We start from the raw sequence: 16942 nt of genomic DNA, 5'->3' as shown, positions 1-16942 counted from the left end.
AGACTTGATCCAGGTTAGCATTCGCGGATTTTTGGCGGATAGCTGGTTTTGAATCATTGACGTAACTTACGTAAATGCGCTTTCGCCCCGAAGCTTCTATCGTCGCTCCATGAACGACGTCCTGTTTGCCCGCGCGACGCGCGCGATCGAAGCAAGCCGCGCCCTGCGGGCGCAGCGCAGAGCGGTCGCGGATCAGCTTGATGACGCCACGCGCGAGGTGCGCCGAGGGGTGATGGAAAGCGCGATGTTGCGCTCGGAGATCAAGGCCCTCCGCGATAACCGGGAAGAGCCGGACCTCCGACACGGCGCGCCGCCGGAATAGAAGCCGACGACACCAAACGTGCAGCACGCGCCGGAATGGTGCCCACTCAACGCCGCTTCGCTGCTTTGGATCGCCTGTTGTAAGGCGAGCGGTTGACGAGCTTGAGCGAAATGCCTTCGCAAAATCACGCACCGTTAACTTATTGAAATGCCGGAACCTGCGGTTGCGGCTGAAGCTGGCAACACTGCCGGGCTGGGCCGCCCCAACCGGCATGAACTGTGGCCCCGGCGCCGACCTCCCGCCGGGGCCAATTCCTCCCAACCAAAGGGCTTTATGAAAGTACGATGACCGCGAAACGCAACCGCAGGAAACAGACCCAATCGCTCCAGGAGCGGTTGGCGGCATTCGCCCAAACCGCTCGCGAGCGCGCGCGCAGCCTGCCGCCCGGCAAGGAGCGCGACATGCTGCTTCAGCGCGCCAAGCAGAACGAGGTGACCTCGAACCTGACGGACTGGCTGAGCGAACCCGTGTACCAGAGACGGGGAGGGTGACGATGCGGAGCATCAAGCACTACCGCGCGTTCCAGATCGATCCGGACGGGCATGTGTTTGGATGTATCAACCTGGTCTGCGACAATGATGAGCAGGCCAAGCGCGAGGCCGCCTCGCTCGTGCTCGTGCACCGCATCGAGCTGTGGCGGCTGGACCGGCGCATCGCGCAGTTCGATGTGCCGCCGGAAGTTGTCCGCCAGTAGAACGACGAGAGGAGAGCGACGAGGAACCGCGCGCTGCGCCCCGGGTTGGTCGGACTGTACCGACCTCGCGAGGAGCCAGCATGACGGAAGCCGACGTTCGCGAGGGGATGCCGCCCGTCAAGCTCTCGCGCGAGGTCGATGGCTATGTCGGCTACATGGAGCCATACGCCACCTCGCACCGCGCGCTCGATGACGACAAGGCATTCCAGACAGAAGTGCAGAACGTCGCGCGTGCACTGGGCAGTGCGGTCCGGTTGGCGCGGAGCGGACAGCTTCGGGAGCCCGGTGCGGGCCTGTCCGATCCAAATCCAAAATGACGGAGAATGATCAGCCGTATGATTGCCTGATCGTCGGCGGCGGCCCCGCCGGGCTGATGGCTGCGATCTACCTCGCGCGATTTCGGCGCCGCGTCTGTGTCGTGGACGCGGGCGCCAGCCGGGCGGCGCTGATCCCGCGCAGTCACAATATGGCGGGCTTCGTCCACGGTCTGTCCGGTACCGACCTGCTCGCGCGCATGTCCGCGCAACTGGGCGAACTCGCGGTCACGCGCGTTGATGCCGAAGTCACCGCCTTGCGGCGACACGAGCGAGGTTTTCAGGCGATTTGGAACGGCGGTGCGCATGCGGCCGCCACCGTCATTCTTGCCTGCGGCATCGTCGATATCCATCCGCCGTTCGACGAATGGCGCACAGCGCTCGCGGACGGGCTGTTGCGCTACTGCCCCGTCTGCGACGCCTTCGAGGCGATCGGCCGTCGCATCGGCATCGTCGGTCCGCTTCACCGTGCCGCCGGCAAGGCGCTCTTCATGCGCGGCTACTCGCGCGACGTGACACTGCTCGCAACGGGCGAGGATGACGGCAAGGCCGCGGCAGCGGAGCTGACTGAAGCGGGTGTCGAGATCGTGGTCGCGCCAGGCCTGCGCCTGAGGCGGAGCGACGACAGCGTCGAAGCCGTCTTCGCCGACGGCCGGACGGCGCAATTCGAGATGATCTACCCGGTGATGGGGGCGCAGGTGCGCTCGCATCTCGCGATGAATCTGGGGGCCGAACACACCGGGGAGGGTTACCTGAAAGTCGACGACCATCAGCGCAGCTCGGTCGACGGGCTCTACGGGATCGGCGACGTCGTCACCGACCTGCACCAGATCTCGGTCGCCTTCGGCCACGCCGCGGTCGCCGCCTGCACTATCCACCACAGCCTGCCGCGGCGGCTGGCATGAGCATCTCGGGATGGGGTGCGTCACCACGATCGGAAGTGAACGGAAAGGACAAGCCCATGCTGGAAGAGAAACTCACGGAAGCCATCGTCGAGGAGCTGAAGCGGCAGGCGGCTAACCGGCCGCAATTGCTGAAGGTCGAACGGGCGGACGATGCGAAAGCCTCGGAGGAGCTGATCGTCAACGGAAAGATCGACTTGGCCGCGCTGGTCATGGTGATCGCCGGATCGGTCGCCGGCGGACCTTAGGTCCGGCCGGTCAACGGCGCTCTCAGCCATACTCTTCGCCGATGCCGTACTCCCGGTAGATCTCCAGCGGATCGAGGTCTGGAAACAGCCGGCATTTGGCCTGGGCGAGATGCAAGCTCACCGCCGCCGGCTCCTTGCCGTTCGAGAGCATCTTGCGGATGTCGTCCATATGCGCGCTCGGCTGGTGCTTGGTGTCGAGCTGCTCCAGCGCGACCAGCGCAGTCGCCAGCGCCTCGGTCAGAACCCAGTCGTCGTGGCCGGTGATTCCCTTCTTCGGCATCGGCAGACCCCACATGTGGTGGCCCAGTCTATCGGGACTTACGCCAAATCTCCAAGGAGCCGTTGCAGCCTGCGAGCACGCGGACTGGACCGCGGGCCGTGCTCCGGCTTGCATTATGGCCGGGCGTGGCTAAAAGGCGGCATTGCAGGGGCAATAGTATCTTTGTTGAAACAAAATCGGCGTAGACGGGCCTGCATGGCAGTCAGGCCGGCTGTTCCGGTCTGGGCCCCTGATCCCCGCATTCGCAACGCGATCCGGTTGCGCCACCCTTCAAGGCTTGAGCCCGTATGGTCTTTTTAAGCTTCGTCTATCGGTTCGTGACCAACTTCGCATTCATGGCGATGGTCTATTTCAGCCTGAACTTCATGGAGAAGTACCAGAACCGGGCGATCATCGCGATCCTGGTGCTGGTCTATAGCGGCATGCGCGCAGCCTCGACGCTGCGGGCGTTCTACTTCTACCAGAAGATCGAGCGGCTGGAGGCTGAGACCAAGCGGCTACAAGGCCCGATCAATGACGGCGCCGGCGGAACGAACACGCGCAAGCAGGTCGTGGTTGACGTCGCCCGGCTGCGGCGCGACGGCGAGGTCAAGTCCTATATGGACCTGTTCTTCCTGGCGTTGATCGTATTGCTCTGCGTCGCCAACATCATGCGGCAGTAGGGTCTACTGCGCGCGCTTCTTCAGGCTCGCCACGCGGGTCGGGCGCGGCGCAGTGCTCTTGGGCGCGGCGCTCTTGGGGGCAGTGCTCTTGGCTGTAGTGCCCTCGGCCTCTGCTGCATGCTTCGGTGTGCCATGAGCAGCGTGCGCGGTGTGGGGAGCGCGTGACTTGCCGGCTTTGCCCTTGGCCGCACGAGGCGTCTCGGCCGCCATCGCCAGCCGCGTCGCGGCGCGCCGCGACAAGGTCGTCGACAGCAGCACCTCGACCGAGCCCTCGGGGATCGCAAAGAGATCGCGGCCGGGCACGGGCAGGGTAGCTGCGACATTGGCGAGCGCCATGGTCTTGCGCGGCAGCAGCGGTTGATGCGCGGTCTGCGCGTTGAGGTCGGCCAGCGAGGGCGCCGGAAGCGTCTTGGTCTGCGCGAACACGAAGTTCGGTACGGCCGGCCATCGCGCGATCGGTGTGGTCTCGGTCGGCGGATGCAGCAGCCATTCCACCGGCGTTGTCGGCGTCGCCGGCTGCTCGGCGGTCGCGGGCACCACGTGCACGATGCGATAGCCGCGCGCCTTGAGGTCGCGGATGATTTTCGGCAGCGCCGCCACCGTGCGGGCCTGGATGTCGTGCAGCAGCAGGATGCCCTTGCCCTTGGCCTCAAGCCGCTGGATCGCGAGCTGATAGACGCGATCGGACGACACATGGCGCCAGTCGTCGGCGGGGAAATCGGCGCTCCAGACCTGGATGCCGCGCGAGATCAGAAGGTTCTCGACGCCGTCGGCGCGCATCAGGCCGGGAATGCGGAAGAACGGCGCGAGCTTCGACGGATCGGTCATTGCGGCCGATGTCCACTCGATGCCGCCGTTGATCTGCGCCTCGGCCTTGTCGAGCGGCATCCGGTCCATTGTGAGCGGATGGTTCATGCTGTGGGTGCCGACGGTATGACCCGCCGCGACCAGCTTGCGCACGCCTTCCGGGTTCGCCTTGGCCTGTTCGCCGATGATGAAGAAGGTCGCCTTGATGCACTCGTCGGCGAGGATCTGCAGCACCTGGTTGGAATATTTCGGCAAGGGACCGTCGTCGAAGGTCAGGACGACTTCATGGTCCTTCAGCGGCAGCGTCTCGCGGTACTGCATGGTGCCGATGCGGGGATGCTCGTGCGGATCGACCACGAGAGTGCGGGACGTCCCGAGCGCGTCCGGATGGCCGGGGCACTCGGCCGCAATGGCCGCCTGCGAGCCGATGGTCAGGACACCCAGGAATCCGCCAAGCAATCCGCCAAGGCAAAGGACGATCCACGATCGCGTCCGGGCAACAACGCTACTTCCGATCATGAACCCCGTCTGCCCTCTTACGCGATTGCCGCCATAGTAGGTCGGAGACATCAGCAAACGGTTCAGGCGCAAGAACCTTTGCCGTTGCAAGTCCCCTCAATACTTGCATGGCGTAGCATGAACAGACTGTTAATAGGGCCCAAATCACCCCATTTTGCGCCGGCGTGACATTCCGGCATCAACGGGCGTCGGCGCTCTTCTGTGACGTGCCCGCCGGCACGACGTGCACCACCCGATAGCCGTTCTCCCTCAGATACCGCAGGAAGGCCGGCATGATCGCGGCCGTGCGCGCCTTGGGATCGTGGAACAGGATGATACCCTTTCCGGCGGCGGCGAGACGCTCGGTGACCAGCTTCAATTCCTGCTCCGGCGTCATCTCGTTCCAGTCGCTGGCCCACAGGTCAGCCCCGAACACGACGATGCCGCGGGACTGCAGCAGGTCGAGTTCGGCTTGCGTGGCTTCGAAATAGGGAAACCGGAAAAAGGGCGTCGAGGGTGTCGTCGTCGAGGTGCCGTGCAGCGCCATCTCGTCGGCGGCGATGCCGCGGTCGATCTCGCTCTTGGCCTTGTCGAACGGGATCCGTGCCATGAAGGGATGCGAGAAGGTGTGGTGGCCGATGCTGTGGCCCTCGCGGGCGATGCGCTTGACCATGTCGGGGTGTTCGGAGGCGTGCAGGCCGATCAGGAAGAAGGTCGCGCGCACGCATTCCTGCGCCAGCGCCGCCAATACCTTCGACGTCGTCGGCGGATGCGGTCCGTCGTCGAAGGTCAGCACGACCTCGTGATCGGCGAGGGCCAACGTCTGCGGAAAGCTCTTCAGGCCCACGCGCGGCGTGGTCTTGGCCTCGACGCTCAGAATGCGGGAGGTGCCGAGCGCGTCCTTGCGCGGGCACTCGGCGGCTTCAGTCGAGGCGATGCCGGTGAGGGCGGCGAGGGCTGCGCCTGCCGACATCGAGGTCCACCTCAGTCGAAGCATCTTTGTCATTGCGCTCAGAGTTGCCTTGTGGGTATTGCCTGAACCGTCAGCTCAGACCACCTGATCCAACCTGTCAAACGGCGAGGCGCGCCATGGATGAACATATGGACGGGGCCGCGTCTGCCACGGATTCGGTACTCGACCACGTGCCGATGCGCAATGAAGGCGGCGAAATTCGTCAGGAATTCGTCGCGGAAATTGCCCATGCGATCGAGGTCGGCAACAGCGCCGCGCTGCGCGCCTGCGTTGCCGAGCTGCACGAGGCCGATCTCGGCGATCTGATCGGGGCTCTCGAGCCCGACGATCGGGTCCGCCTGGTTGAACTGACGGGGCGCGATTTCGACTTCTCCGCGCTGAACGAGCTCGACGAGGGCGTGCGCGAGGAGATCCTCGAGGAACTGCCGCCGGAGACCGTCGCGGAGGGTGTCCGCGAGCTCGAATCCGACGATGCGGTCGAGCTGCTGGAAACCCTCGACGAGGCCGATCAGGAGGAGATTCTCGAGAAGCTGCCGCTCAAGGAGCGCGTCGCGCTCGAGCGCAGCCTGCTTTATCCGGAAAATTCCGCCGGCCGCCGGATGCAGACCGAGTTCATCGCGGTGCCCCAGGATTTCACCGTGGGACAGGCGATCGACTACATGCGCGAGACGCCGGATCTGCCCGACCGCTTCTACGAGATCTACGTCGTCGACAAGGAGCAGCACTGGCAGGGCGCGGTCTCGCTCGACGTGCTGCTGCGTGCCCGCCGCCCGGTGGCGCTTGCCGAGCTGACCGACGAGGATCGCCGCCGCGTCTCCGTCCTGGAGGACCAGGAGGAGGTGGCGCGGATGTTCGGCAAGTACAATCTCGTCGCAGCCCCGGTTCTTGACACCCAGGACCGCCTCGTCGGCGTCATCACCGTCGACGACGTCGTCGACGTCATCGAGGAGGAAGCGGACGAGGACCTCAAGGCGCTCGGCGGCGTCAACAGCGACGAAGAGCTATCCGACACCGTGTTCACCATCGCCCGCGCGCGGTTCAACTGGCTGCTGGTCAATCTCGCCACCGCCTTTCTGGCGTCCTCCGTGCTTGGCCTGTTCGAGGGCCAGCTCGAGAAGATGGTGGCGCTCGCCGTGCTGGCGCCGATCGTCGCAAGCCAGGGCGGCAATGCCGCGACCCAGACCATGACGGTCGCGGTGCGCGCGCTGGCGACGCGCGAGCTCGGCTCCTCCAATGCCTGGCGCGTGGTGATGCGCGAGGGGCTGGTCGGCCTCGTCAACGGTCTCGCCTTTGCCGTGATCACGGGCGTCGCCGCGGTGGCCTGGTTCAGGATCCCGGGCCTCGGCATCGTCATCGGGCTCGCCATCATCGTGAACCTCTTCGCCGGCGCGCTCGGCGGCATCCTGATCCCGATGGCGCTCGAACGTGTCAGGGCCGATCCGGCCGTGGCTTCCGGCACGTTCGTGACGACGGTCACCGACGTCGTCGGCTTCTTCTCCTTCCTCGGCATCGCGACGCTGTGGTTCGGGTTGAGGTAGGGGCGCTTGAAATTCGTAGCCCGGATGGAGCGAAGCGTAATCCGGGACAGCAGCGTCAGCTCGAGAGGCGCCCCGGATTGCGCTGCGCTCCATCCGGGCTACTGGCCATCATCTTTAATCCGAACTTAAGCGACCTGCCGCATCATCGTCCCCGCTTGGGGGAATGAGCATGCGGTTGCGGCTGAAGGCAGACGGACGGATCGTCGAGTTGCGAGACGGGCAGGAGTGTCCGGTCCAGCCCGCGATCCAGAATCCGCCAAGCGACACCAGTTCGCTCGCCGTGCGCGATTTGCGCCGCCGCGCCTGCCTGACCCAGATGGAGTTCGCCGCGAAGCTCGGCGTTCCCGTCGAGACCATCCGCAACTGGGAGCAGGGCAAGCGCGCCCCCCGCGGACCCGCCCGCGCGCTGCTCGCCGTGATCGCGCATGCGCCCGACACCGTGTTCCAGGCGCTCGCCAAAGCCTGAGCCCAAGGCGTTACGTTAAGGCGCGACGCCAAGGCCTGCCGCGAACCTCCCGTTAGCATTGCGCGCAAGATCCGGCTCGGCGGCCGGTGTCGCCCGTTGGCAGTGTCGCCAGCCGGGTTCATAATGACGTCTGGATGATGATTTGGAGCGACCGCGACAGAGAGGATTCCTCATGCTGTTCGTCGAGACCAATGGCGCAACAATACCAGCGATCGGGCTGGGGACCTGGGAGCTGAGCGGGCGCCTGTGCGCCCGTGTGGTCGAGCAGGCGCTGCGGCTCGGCTATCGCCACATCGATACCGCACAGATCTACGAGAATGAGCGCGAGGTCGGCGACGGCTTGCGCGCCTCCGGCGTGCGCCGTGACGACATCTTCCTGACCACAAAAGTCTGGACCAATCATTTCGCGCCCCACGATCTCGAACGCTCGGTCAAGGAGAGTCTGGTGCGCATGCGGCTTCCCTCTGTCGATCTCCTGCTGCTGCACTGGCCCAATTCGCACGTGCCGCTGGAGGAGACGTTGGGCGCGCTGTCGCATGCCAAGCGCATGGGCCTGACCCGCCACATCGGTGTCTCCAATTTCACCGTCGGGCTGATCGAGCAGGCGGTGGCGTTGTCGCCGGAGCCGCTGGCCTGCAACCAGGTCGAATACCACCCTTATCTCGACCAGGCGAAGGTGAGGGCGGCGTGCGATCAGCACGGGCTCGCGCTGGTCGCCTACAGCCCGATCGCCAGGGGGCGGATCAAGAGCGACCAGACGCTCGCCGAGATCGGGCGTCTGCATCGCAAGACGCCGGCGCAGGTCTGCCTGCGCTGGCTGGTGCAACAGAATGTCGCTGCGATCCCGCGCACCTCGCGCGTCGAACGCCTGTCGGAAAACATCGAGATATTCGATTTCGAGCTTTCGGACGACGAGATGGCCCAAATCGCCGCGCTGGCCAGCCCCAAGGGCCGCCTGACCGATTTCGGCTTCGCGCCAAAATGGGATTGAGAGGGGCTTGCCGTATGCTAGGACCAGCTTGGCAACCTGAAGTCAGGCGATGGAACTGCGGAAGATCATACGGACGGACATTGCAGCGTCGGCGATCGCCCATCTGACGCTGGTCGCGCTGATCATCGTGATCAGCGAAGTCCATCCGTTTCACGCCAGCCCGCCCGAATCGGTTTCCGTCAGCATCGTGACGCCGGAGCAGGTGAAGCAGGAGGAGGCCAAGGCCGAGGAGAAGGCCGAGGAAAAGCTCAAGGCGAAGCCGCCGGAGCCGACCCCTGACCTGAAACTGCCGAAGCTGGATTTCACCGACAAGGACAGGGCGGCGGCCGCGCCCAAGCCCGAGGCGAAGCAGCAGGCGGCGGCGCCGTCCTCGAAGCAGCAGGCCACGCCCGAACAGCCGCAGCAGAAACAGCCGCCGCCACAGCCTTCACAGACGCCGCAGCAGCAGCGCGAGGCAAATGCGCAGACGCAACCGCAGCCTCAACAGCCACAGCCTCAGCCATCGCAGTCGCCGCCGCCTCAGGCTACGCCGCAGCCCCCGACACCGCAGCCCCCGGCGCCGCAGTTACTGCCGCAAGCGATGCAGCAGCCAGAGGCCGCGCCGCCGCCGGCCTATCAGGCGCCGGAGCCCGACGTCACCGTCAAGTACGGCGTCATGCTGGGCCTGCCGCCGGAATTGCCGACGGAGCTGCCGAAAGACGCCTCCAAGGACGATGGCGGCGATGCCAAGGATTCAATGGCGGCCAAGCTGCCGGCCGAAATCATCGCCGAACTGCGTCGCCATTTGCGAAGCTGCGCCAAACTGCCGGCTGGGGTCGCGCCGACCGACAACGTCAACATCAAGCTGCGCACCGTGCTCGCCACCGACGGCACGCTGGCGCGCGAACCGATCCTGATCGAAGCCCCGCCGTCCGCGAAGGGCGTCGCGCTCGTGAAGTCCGCCATGAGCGCGCTTCAGGCCTGCCAGCCCTACAAGATGCTGCCGGCCGACAAATACGGGGAATGGAAGGTGATGGACCTGCCGTTCTCGCCGCGAGATTTCGGCGGATAACAGGTCGTCATGTAGCCCCGATGGAGCGTAGCGCAATCCGGGAGCGCTCGCGCGGCATTCGGCACCGTCCCGGATTACGCTTGCGCTCCATCCGGGCTACGGGACCTCGCCTGTGCCGGCCCCCCGTCAATCCGCTGCCGGAAAAATATTCACTTTACCGAAATTCGGAAATGGAATGGCGTATGTGTCGCGGATCCCGGCTCATCCTTGAGGGGCGATCTTGTGGTCGTCATGTTCGCCAGCCGGGCTTGCGGTGGACGCGGCAGCGTTCGGGTGCGAGAGGTGTGGGCGGGGGGGATTGCTCTCCCTTCACCATGCAAATCGCAAACCAGCAGCCCCGCGGACACCGTCACGCCTGCCTCCGTCGGTATCGCTGACAGCGAACTGGTAGTCGGCATTGGCGTAGACGCTGACGTTGGCGTTCATTTTCACACTCAACCCACCACCCAGTTGCAGGCGCGTGGCCTGCTCAAGCAAGGGCACCAGATCGACACCGGAAAACGTCGTCGTCGCCCGCGCTGCCCAATCGCGCCAGAGGTTGGCGCGTACATAAGGTTGCCACACCTGACCGCTGTCGCTGACGATGGTCCATCGGCCGCGCAGCCCGATCCGCCCGCTGGTGCCCGAGGTCGTGCCCAGCGCGACCGCACCCAGGCCGTCATTGGCCTCATCGAATGACACATGCTGCCAGGCAATGTGCGCCTGCGGCTCCAGCACGAAGCCCGGTCCGAACATCGGCAGCCGAATAGGATAGCCCGTCTCCAACGAGGAGAGAAAGCCGAAGCCGGTGGCCGAAAGGCTGGCGAATTGCGTGGAGGCCGCGCCTTCATAGCGCGTCGCCTGCGCCACGGCGTCGAGATACCAGTCATTCGGGCCGTAATGCGTCCAGTAAGCGCCGCCCGACCATGCATTGAGATTGAGACCGCCGGTGTGACGTAGCACGTAGCCGGTCGCTGCTTCGTTAGTGACGAGACCGCTCACATCGACATTGGCGTTGGCATATCCGACATAAATGCCTCCGGCATCGCGATGGCCCGGTATCCATTCGCCTCGCCAGAGATCGATTCCGCTCTGAAAACCCAGCACCTGTCCAGAGGTGCGCGGATCGGCGAACGCTTTGTAGTGGTTGTCGATGTGCTGGCCCATGACCCGGCCCCAGACTGAAGGGCCCCAACCGGCGTTCGGGCAATCGGTCGACGCCTTCACCGGGACCCTGCGCGGCATCCCGTCCCACGTGTTGCCGAGGGCTGGGCACGGCGTCTCGGTGTTCGCGGTCGGCAAAGTATCGCCGGTGCGTTCGTGCAAAGTGCCAAGCGTCATCATCCCCAATTGCCGAGCAATCGGCTGGACCACGCCGTAGGTCGCGATCTCTGGCCCAATGATCGGATAGAGACCCGGCGGCAGCGGCCCCGTCACCGGCGGCTCGGGCGGCAGGATTGGCGGTGGCTCGATCGGCGGCTCGATCGGTGGCCCCACGGTGAAGGTCGATCGCAGGAACCAGTCGTTAGGACTGCTGCCGGGGTCGAGTCCACCACGGAAAAGAAAATAGTCAAAGGCGCCACCGCGCACCTCGCCGGCAAGCGCGAAGGCACCTTGCGCCGTCGTGCCGCCGTTAATTGTCTGCACCACTGTAATGCCGTTTGCGACCGTCTCGGCACCGGGGCCGCCGACATTGGTGATGCGCAAAAAGGAATTGCCGGTCGCGGTCCCGCCATTGATGACGAGCCTGTCCGACGGCGAGCCGTCAGCGCCAAGAAATGTATTCATCGCGATTGTTCCCCCAATCCCGATGTAGCCATTCGTCGTCAAGACCGTGCCCGGGGCAGTGCTCGTACCCATTTTCACCAGACCGCCGTTGGTGAGGCTGGGTAAGGTCTGGTTGAAGCCGTTGAGATCGAGCGTTCCGGCTGAGGCCACCGCTACTGCCGAATTTGGGCTGAACGTATCCACCGCGCCGGCTCTTAACGTGCCGGCGTTAACGTTCGTCGCGCCGAAATAGCTGTTAGCAGCGGTGAGTCTCGTGGTACCGGCAAGCACATTGACGGTGCCGGTGCCGCTGATCGTCGGTGCAAACACATAGTCGGTGGACGTGTGATTGAAGTTGATTGTGCCGGCGCCGGCGCCAAATGCCACGCTCGGCGTGTTGAGCGTGCCGGGCGCAGGCGCCGGGGCGCCGGCGCCCGCTCCGATGTTGAGCGTTCCAGTCGCACCTGCATTTGCCGCGATCACAACAGTTGGCGCAGTAGCGACGCCGCCCTCTGCAAGCGTGAGCGTGCCAGTGCCCGAGTTGCCGACGTTCACGCCCGAACTGTTACTCCAGATCGAGCCCGCGCCTGCCACCCTTACCGTACCCAGCGAGCCTGCACTGCTACCAACGTTGGCAGTGAACGCAGTGTTATTGATGACCGTTCCACCGCTTGTGATCGTGAGCGTGCCCGTGCCAAAACTGCCGATATTGAACCCGCCGCCTGCAGTGATGTTCAAACTCGAGCCCGCGCCGGTAACCGTTACTGTCCCCGACGAGTTGGTAGACAATCCGACGGAGACGCCGCCGAAACTGTTCACGGTACCGCCGCTTTCGACTGTGAGCGCGCCCGTGCCCATCCCGCCGACCACGAGGTTGCCAATGTTCGTCCATGTGGAGCCGGCGTCGGAAACGGTTACCGTACCCTGCGAACCTGGCAAATTACCAATAAAGCCACCTATGTCGGTCAATGTTCCCCCATTTCGGATGATGAGGATTCCTGTCCCGTTTTGACCGACTGAAAGATTTAGTGCTGTTGCTCCCGCGCCCCTGATCTCCGTCGAATTCGGGGTCACCGTGTCAATATTTGCGCTGGTCGCCGCGTTCGGAACACCGGCGCTCCAATTGAGAGGGTTAAACCAGCCATTGGAAAATGCCGCGGTCCAGTTTGTCTGGGCGTGTGTCGAAACCGGTGATGCAAGAAGCAAGACCGTTGCCAGCAACCCGGAGAAGAGATGTTTGCACGGTGCGTGTGCTGGCGACGTATCGCGGGGCGGTCTGATGGAGAGAAACCGATACCCATCCAAAGCAACCTCCAATCGCCGCAGCGGCCATGATGGAGTAGGACGGACCATAAGCGTGATCGGATGGCCGCAATTGTGACGGCAGGAGATACAACTCTAATTTGTCGCTTGCTGATGCACTTTGGCAACGTAATAGGGAGCAATACTGACCGATCACTTTCTCGACTCCTCGCATCCCTGAGCATCTCGAGAGCCAGATCCGACAGCGGCTGCTGGATCACCCGCCGCTTCTTGACCCGCTTGAGAGGCACGTCCAAGCGCGATGTTTGCCGTCGAGGTCGAACAGCTCATTCCGGTGCGCACCGAGCAGTTCGCGTGAGCGCAGCATGGTGACCAGCTCGAACTTGAGGGCGCTGCTGTGCGGTTTTTCTGCGTGTGCTTTTCGCGCAGCGGACCGCGGGTGCCAGCCGGCACCCGGCCTTCCCTGTGCCCTCTTGGATTTGAGGGTGGAGTGAGGAAGCAAAGCTTGGGCGAAATGCGCCGCGAGGATGCGAAGCTGCTTCTGCGATTCAAATGCAAGCTGGAAGAGCGAATCTGCTGCCCCTTGCTCCGTCATTGCGAGCGCAGCGAAGCAATCCAGCCTGCCGCTGCGGAGGGATTCTGGATTGCTTCGCTGCGCTCGCAATGACGATGTTGAGGCGCAGCGTCCCTCGACGATGCGTTGCAGCGCGTCCGGGACACCAACGCGTCAACGACCGCGCCGCATCTCCTCGCCATCCACCACCTCCGGCGCCATGGCCTCCCACGCGCTTGAGGCGAATTGCCGCCGCCAGGTCACGATCACCACGGCTGCCGTGGTCACGAACAACACCCAGGGGCTGACGAACCAGCCGAGATAGCCGAGTGCGAAGAAGAAGGCGCGCTGGCCGCGGTTGAAGTGGCGGCCGGCGGATTCGAACAGGCGCGAGGTGCGGATCACATGAGCCTCGGCCTCCGGCGTGTCACGCTGCGAGGCCGCCGGCATGCCGCCGAACAGGATCGCGACATAGTTGAACAGGCGGTACGACCAGGCGAATTTGAAGAAGGCGTAGACGCAGATCAGGACGAGGCCGACGCATTTCAGCTCCCACATGGCAGGCGAGGTGCTGAGATCGATCGGCAGCTTGCTCAAGATCGTGATCGCGTCGTTGGTCGCGTGCAGCAGCGCCAGCGCGCCGCCGAGCGCGATCAGGCTGGTGGAGGCGAAGAAGGCAGTGCCGTTCTGCAGCGAGGCCATGATCTGCATATCGACCATGCGCGCGTCGCGGTCGAGCAGCCGGCGCACCCACACTTCGCGGTAGCGGTTCATGCGCGCCGACAGGCTGTCGCGGCCATAGGCCGAATGCTCCAGCGTCAGCGCGTAGACCAGCCATTCGATGATGAAGAAGCCGACGGCGGTGATGTCGACCCAATGCCTGCTCATGTGTGTCTCCTGATCGCAACGCTTGCCACGCATGGCGAGGTGCAGCAACGATTGATTGGCGGCAGGCGATGGCGTTAAAAGCGGCTCGCTTCAAGGCGTATCGAGAAGGACTGATGACATGGCTGCGCTGAAACTCGCAATCGGTAACAAGAATTACTCGTCATGGTCGATGCGGCCCTGGCTCGCGCTCCGCGCCAACGACATCCCGTTCGTGGAGACCCTCATCCCGCTCTACACCGACAATCCCGCGGACAAGGAGCAGATCATCTCGTTCAGCCGCGCCGGCAAGGTGCCGGTGCTGGTCGACGGCGACATCACGGTGTGGGATTCGCTCAGCATCATCGAATACATCGCCGAGCGCTACCCGGAAGTGAAGCTGTGGCCGGACGACGCCGCCGCCCGCGCCCATGCCCGTTCGGTATGCGCCGAGATGCATTCCGGCTTCATGGCTCTTCGCAACGAATGCGGCATGAACCTGCACCGCCCGGTGCGTGCCGTGACGCTGTCGGCGGATGCCGAGGCCAATATCGCGCGCGTGCAGGAGATCTGGCGCGAATGCCGGACCCGGTATGGCGCCAATGGACCGTTCCTGTTCGGGCGCTTCGGCGCGGCGGATGCTATGTATGCCCCGGTCGTGCACCGCTTCCGCACCTACGCGATCGAGGTCACGCCGGAAACCATGGCCTACATGGACACGATGCTGGCGCTGCCGGCGTTCCAGGAATGGACCCGGGACGGGCTCGCCGAAACGCTTGTCATCGAAAAGTTCGAGAACGTGTAGTCGCGAATGTGATTGAGCACGGCTTGACGGCACGGCGCATGGCGGCGCTCAATCGCGGCGGAGCTACCGCTTAGGAGAGGCGACATCATGGGAATCCTGGATTCGCTGGAAAACAACCCGGCGCTGCGGAGCGCGCTCGGCCAGCTCGGTGCAGCCGTGTTGCCGGCCGTGCTGAGCGAGGTGCTCGGCTGCAACAATCAGGGCGGCCTCGGCGCGATCGTCGCAAAACTCCAGCAGGCGGGGTTCGGTGACCAGGTCAAATCCTGGCTCGGCAACGGCCAGAACCTGCCGATCTCGGCCGACCAGCTCCGCAGCGTGCTCGGCAGCGATACCGTCCGCCAATTGGCTGCGCGCTACAACATCCCGGTCGAACAGCTGGGTCAGATTCTGGCCCAGGAACTGCCCAAGGCGGTGGACCACGCCAGCCCCAACGGCCATTTGCCGAATACCGCCTGAGGAGCCGGTTCCAGCGGTATCATCGGCTGGCGGCATCACTCTGAAATAACTGCAAAATTCGCACGTTTGCCATGTCGCATACTGCTGGCCAAAAACGCCCCCCGCGTGCTATACAACACCCGGGTTTCCGGCCGGCCGACGCAGTGGGACCATGGGCGTGGCAGGCGTTGTTTGAGTGATGGAGAGGGTGTTGAAGCACAAATTCCCTATTGGAGCGCGCGTATTGTTCACCGCCAGCAACGTCGCACGCCCCGCTGCCAGCGGCTCGTATGAGGTCATCCGCCTCCTGCCGACCGATGGCGACGACTGTCAGTACCGGATCAAGAGCTCCACCGAAGCCTTCGAACGCGTTGCCAAGGAAAGCCAGCTCGCGCTGTCCTGAAGGCCGACGCTATCCGCGCATTGGCGCGTCCCCGGGGAATTGTATCCTGCCGCCGTCAAAAGGCCCGCTTCACCTTCAAAAGGTGGGCCGGGGGCAGTTGCCGACTCTCGGTGCTCGCTTTGACCATTCGCTCTCTGCTCGCGTGAGGGGACGTCGCGCATGAACTGGGCATGGGCCTCGTCGCTCGACCAAATCTGGCGCTCGCCGGCCTTTCCGATGTGGATGATGCTGGCGGCTGCCGGCTTCTTCGGACTGATCCTCCTGGTCACGCTGCTGCGCGCCGAGCGGTCGGTCGCTAACGGCGCGCTGACCGTCGTTACACTGCTCGCCACTGCCGTCGCGCTGGCTGCCGTCGTGCGTGTCGATGGACCGGCGGGGCAGACCACGCCGACCGAGGCGCGCGCCCAGGCCGCGATGACCGCGAGCCTGCCGGCGCTGTCCTGTCTCGACGATCTCGCCGGCGATGCCGTGGCCATTGGCTGCGAGAAGGCGCTGTTCGGCGCGCCTGACGCGGTGGCTGCGGCCGTCTCCGCCACCGCGGCCAGGATCGACCGGCTGACGGCGCTTGGCGATGCCGCGACCGCCGAGAAGAGCCTGACGCTCGACATCAGGGTGCTGCGCAAGTCGCTGGAGCGTGATCGCTACGGCCTGGTCGCGCAGGTGCTGGTCGCGCGCGACGGCTGCACCCAGTTCGACTGCGCGGCCTTCCGCTCGCTGACCGATCAGCAGCAGGTCGCCGCCAACATGGATTCCCATCTCTACGACACGCTGGTCGCGCGCTACGCGCCGACCTGGAATGCGCCGGCAACGGCGCAATCGTTGCCGGCCACTGCCGCGCTTGCCGGACTGCCGCCGTCGATGCCGACGGGCAAGCCAACCAGTGCTGAGTTCCCGAGTGCCTCGTCGACGCCGCCGGTCAGCATCATGAATCCGGAGCCGCCGACGCGCCAGGCGGCGCCCGCCGCGAACGTAGCGGCTCCGCGCGCCCCGGCAGCAGCCTCGGCACAGGCCGCAGTCCCCGCCGCGAAGAAGCCGCCTGCGCCCAAGGCTGCGCGGGCGCCGGCGGCAGCACCGGTTCCGCTCACGCCGCCGGCCGCGGCTCCCCCGGCTGCGGATAACGAGTAGAT

At 64.7% G+C, this 16942-nt stretch carries 19 protein-coding genes and 1 pseudogene; 15 read left to right on the top strand and 5 right to left on the bottom strand.

The genetic code is table 11. The features are described 5' to 3' along the window. Positions 1 to 109 precede the first annotated feature (109 nt). The 6 genes and pseudogenes from C7G41_RS20340 to C7G41_RS20315 all read left to right on the top strand — a co-directional run bounded on the left by C7G41_RS20340 (position 110) and on the right by C7G41_RS20315 (position 2480). Complete coding sequence (locus tag C7G41_RS20340; protein WP_106944216.1) at positions 110 to 322, top strand: hypothetical protein; 213 nt, start codon at positions 110 to 112, stop codon at positions 320 to 322. A gap of 284 nt (positions 323 to 606) precedes the next feature. Beyond that, on the top strand, positions 607 to 813 hold the full coding sequence (locus tag C7G41_RS20335; RefSeq protein ID WP_106944215.1) for a hypothetical protein: 207 nt from the start codon (positions 607 to 609) through the stop codon (positions 811 to 813). Positions 814 to 815: 2 nt separating this feature from the next. Continuing rightward, positions 816 to 1016 (top strand): hypothetical protein, encoded by a 201-nt coding sequence (locus tag C7G41_RS20330; protein WP_106944214.1) that lies wholly within the window; start codon positions 816 to 818, stop codon positions 1014 to 1016. 131 nt (positions 1017 to 1147) lie between these two features. Continuing rightward, positions 1148 to 1333, top strand: a pseudogene (locus C7G41_RS20325) (NADPH-dependent FMN reductase); the annotation flags it as partial. Continuing rightward, entirely contained in the window at positions 1330 to 2235 is a 906-nt protein-coding gene (locus C7G41_RS20320) for an NAD(P)/FAD-dependent oxidoreductase (protein ID WP_106944213.1), read from the top strand. The pseudogene C7G41_RS20325 and the gene C7G41_RS20320, both read left to right, overlap by 4 nt. A gap of 56 nt (positions 2236 to 2291) precedes the next feature. After that, positions 2292 to 2480 carry a hypothetical protein gene (locus C7G41_RS20315; protein ID WP_027567374.1) on the top strand — a complete coding sequence of 63 codons (189 nt, stop codon included), beginning with the start codon at positions 2292 to 2294 and terminating at the stop codon, positions 2478 to 2480. 22 nt (positions 2481 to 2502) lie between these two features. On the opposite strand, the gene C7G41_RS37865 is transcribed toward C7G41_RS20315, so the two are convergent. Continuing rightward, positions 2503 to 2760: a hypothetical protein gene (locus tag C7G41_RS37865; protein ID WP_007603214.1), complete on the bottom strand. Its 258-nt coding sequence runs from the start codon at positions 2758 to 2760 to the stop codon at positions 2503 to 2505. 287 nt (positions 2761 to 3047) lie between these two features. Between C7G41_RS37865 and C7G41_RS20305 the strand changes: the two genes are divergently transcribed. Then, a complete protein-coding gene (locus tag C7G41_RS20305) occupies positions 3048 to 3422 on the top strand; it encodes a hypothetical protein (protein ID WP_106944212.1) in 375 nt (124 codons plus the stop codon). A gap of 3 nt (positions 3423 to 3425) precedes the next feature. On the opposite strand, the gene C7G41_RS20300 is transcribed toward C7G41_RS20305, so the two are convergent. After that, on the bottom strand, positions 3426 to 4748 hold the full coding sequence (locus C7G41_RS20300; RefSeq protein WP_106944211.1) for a polysaccharide deacetylase family protein: 1323 nt from the start codon (positions 4746 to 4748) through the stop codon (positions 3426 to 3428). Positions 4749 to 4926: 178 nt separating this feature from the next. Next, positions 4927 to 5700 (bottom strand): polysaccharide deacetylase family protein, encoded by a 774-nt coding sequence (locus C7G41_RS20295; protein WP_199198492.1) that lies wholly within the window; start codon positions 5698 to 5700, stop codon positions 4927 to 4929. Between the two features lie 116 nt (positions 5701 to 5816). Here C7G41_RS20295 and mgtE point away from each other — a divergent pair, with 116 nt between their 5' ends. The 4 genes from mgtE to C7G41_RS20275 all read left to right on the top strand — a co-directional run bounded on the left by mgtE (position 5817) and on the right by C7G41_RS20275 (position 9746). Continuing rightward, positions 5817 to 7238: a magnesium transporter gene (gene mgtE, locus C7G41_RS20290; RefSeq protein WP_106944209.1), complete on the top strand. Its 1422-nt coding sequence runs from the start codon at positions 5817 to 5819 to the stop codon at positions 7236 to 7238. A 163-nt stretch (positions 7239 to 7401) separates the two neighbouring features. Further along, on the top strand, positions 7402 to 7704 hold the full coding sequence (locus tag C7G41_RS20285) for a DNA-binding transcriptional regulator (RefSeq protein ID WP_106944208.1): 303 nt from the start codon (positions 7402 to 7404) through the stop codon (positions 7702 to 7704). Positions 7705 to 7876: 172 nt separating this feature from the next. Continuing rightward, on the top strand, positions 7877 to 8695 hold the full coding sequence (locus C7G41_RS20280; RefSeq protein WP_106944207.1) for an aldo/keto reductase: 819 nt from the start codon (positions 7877 to 7879) through the stop codon (positions 8693 to 8695). 49 nt (positions 8696 to 8744) lie between these two features. Beyond that, positions 8745 to 9746 (top strand): hypothetical protein, encoded by a 1002-nt coding sequence (locus C7G41_RS20275; RefSeq protein ID WP_106944206.1) that lies wholly within the window; start codon positions 8745 to 8747, stop codon positions 9744 to 9746. 309 nt (positions 9747 to 10055) lie between these two features. Here C7G41_RS20275 and C7G41_RS20270 read toward each other — a convergent pair whose 3' ends face one another. After that, positions 10056 to 12698 (bottom strand): autotransporter outer membrane beta-barrel domain-containing protein, encoded by a 2643-nt coding sequence (locus C7G41_RS20270; RefSeq protein WP_245446591.1) that lies wholly within the window; start codon positions 12696 to 12698, stop codon positions 10056 to 10058. A 784-nt stretch (positions 12699 to 13482) separates the two neighbouring features. Next, a complete protein-coding gene (locus tag C7G41_RS20260; protein WP_027567364.1) occupies positions 13483 to 14196 on the bottom strand; it encodes a DUF599 domain-containing protein in 714 nt (237 codons plus the stop codon). A gap of 118 nt (positions 14197 to 14314) precedes the next feature. Between C7G41_RS20260 and C7G41_RS20255 the strand changes: the two genes are divergently transcribed. From C7G41_RS20255 to C7G41_RS20240, 4 genes are all read left to right on the top strand, one after another. Then, complete coding sequence (locus C7G41_RS20255; protein ID WP_106944205.1) at positions 14315 to 14977, top strand: glutathione S-transferase family protein; 663 nt, start codon at positions 14315 to 14317, stop codon at positions 14975 to 14977. A gap of 87 nt (positions 14978 to 15064) precedes the next feature. Beyond that, positions 15065 to 15433: a YidB family protein gene (locus C7G41_RS20250; RefSeq protein ID WP_106944204.1), complete on the top strand. Its 369-nt coding sequence runs from the start codon at positions 15065 to 15067 to the stop codon at positions 15431 to 15433. A gap of 178 nt (positions 15434 to 15611) precedes the next feature. Next, complete coding sequence (locus tag C7G41_RS20245) at positions 15612 to 15815, top strand: hypothetical protein (protein WP_007611353.1); 204 nt, start codon at positions 15612 to 15614, stop codon at positions 15813 to 15815. A 159-nt stretch (positions 15816 to 15974) separates the two neighbouring features. Then, on the top strand, positions 15975 to 16940 hold the full coding sequence (locus C7G41_RS20240) for a hypothetical protein (protein ID WP_106944203.1): 966 nt from the start codon (positions 15975 to 15977) through the stop codon (positions 16938 to 16940). Positions 16941 to 16942 lie beyond the last annotated feature (2 nt).

The organism is Bradyrhizobium sp. MOS002, from assembly GCF_003020115.1.
GTDB lineage: Bacteria > Pseudomonadota > Alphaproteobacteria > Rhizobiales > Xanthobacteraceae > Bradyrhizobium.
This window is presented reverse-complemented; position numbering and strand designations above follow the sequence as displayed.

Coding starts and splice junctions, on each gene's coding strand:
- C7G41_RS20260 (WP_027567364.1), bottom strand. CDS start 14,196: ATGAGCAGGCATTGGGTCGACATCACCGCCGTCGGCTTCTTCATCATC.
- C7G41_RS20305 (WP_106944212.1), top strand. CDS start 3,048: ATGGTCTTTTTAAGCTTCGTCTATCGGTTCGTGACCAACTTCGCATTC.
- C7G41_RS20240 (WP_106944203.1), top strand. CDS start 15,975: ATGAACTGGGCATGGGCCTCGTCGCTCGACCAAATCTGGCGCTCGCCG.
- C7G41_RS20300 (WP_106944211.1), bottom strand. CDS start 4,748: ATGATCGGAAGTAGCGTTGTTGCCCGGACGCGATCGTGGATCGTCCTT.
- C7G41_RS20250 (WP_106944204.1), top strand. CDS start 15,065: ATGGGAATCCTGGATTCGCTGGAAAACAACCCGGCGCTGCGGAGCGCG.
- C7G41_RS20275 (WP_106944206.1), top strand. CDS start 8,745: ATGGAACTGCGGAAGATCATACGGACGGACATTGCAGCGTCGGCGATC.
- C7G41_RS37865 (WP_007603214.1), bottom strand. CDS start 2,760: ATGCCGAAGAAGGGAATCACCGGCCACGACGACTGGGTTCTGACCGAG.
- C7G41_RS20295 (WP_199198492.1), bottom strand. CDS start 5,700: ATGTCGGCAGGCGCAGCCCTCGCCGCCCTCACCGGCATCGCCTCGACT.
- C7G41_RS20330 (WP_106944214.1), top strand. CDS start 816: ATGCGGAGCATCAAGCACTACCGCGCGTTCCAGATCGATCCGGACGGG.
- C7G41_RS20285 (WP_106944208.1), top strand. CDS start 7,402: ATGAGCATGCGGTTGCGGCTGAAGGCAGACGGACGGATCGTCGAGTTG.
- C7G41_RS20320 (WP_106944213.1), top strand. CDS start 1,330: ATGACGGAGAATGATCAGCCGTATGATTGCCTGATCGTCGGCGGCGGC.
- C7G41_RS20315 (WP_027567374.1), top strand. CDS start 2,292: ATGCTGGAAGAGAAACTCACGGAAGCCATCGTCGAGGAGCTGAAGCGG.
- C7G41_RS20340 (WP_106944216.1), top strand. CDS start 110: ATGAACGACGTCCTGTTTGCCCGCGCGACGCGCGCGATCGAAGCAAGC.
- C7G41_RS20280 (WP_106944207.1), top strand. CDS start 7,877: ATGCTGTTCGTCGAGACCAATGGCGCAACAATACCAGCGATCGGGCTG.
- C7G41_RS20245 (WP_007611353.1), top strand. CDS start 15,612: ATGGAGAGGGTGTTGAAGCACAAATTCCCTATTGGAGCGCGCGTATTG.
- C7G41_RS20335 (WP_106944215.1), top strand. CDS start 607: ATGACCGCGAAACGCAACCGCAGGAAACAGACCCAATCGCTCCAGGAG.
- C7G41_RS20255 (WP_106944205.1), top strand. CDS start 14,315: ATGGCTGCGCTGAAACTCGCAATCGGTAACAAGAATTACTCGTCATGG.
- mgtE (WP_106944209.1), top strand. CDS start 5,817: ATGGATGAACATATGGACGGGGCCGCGTCTGCCACGGATTCGGTACTC.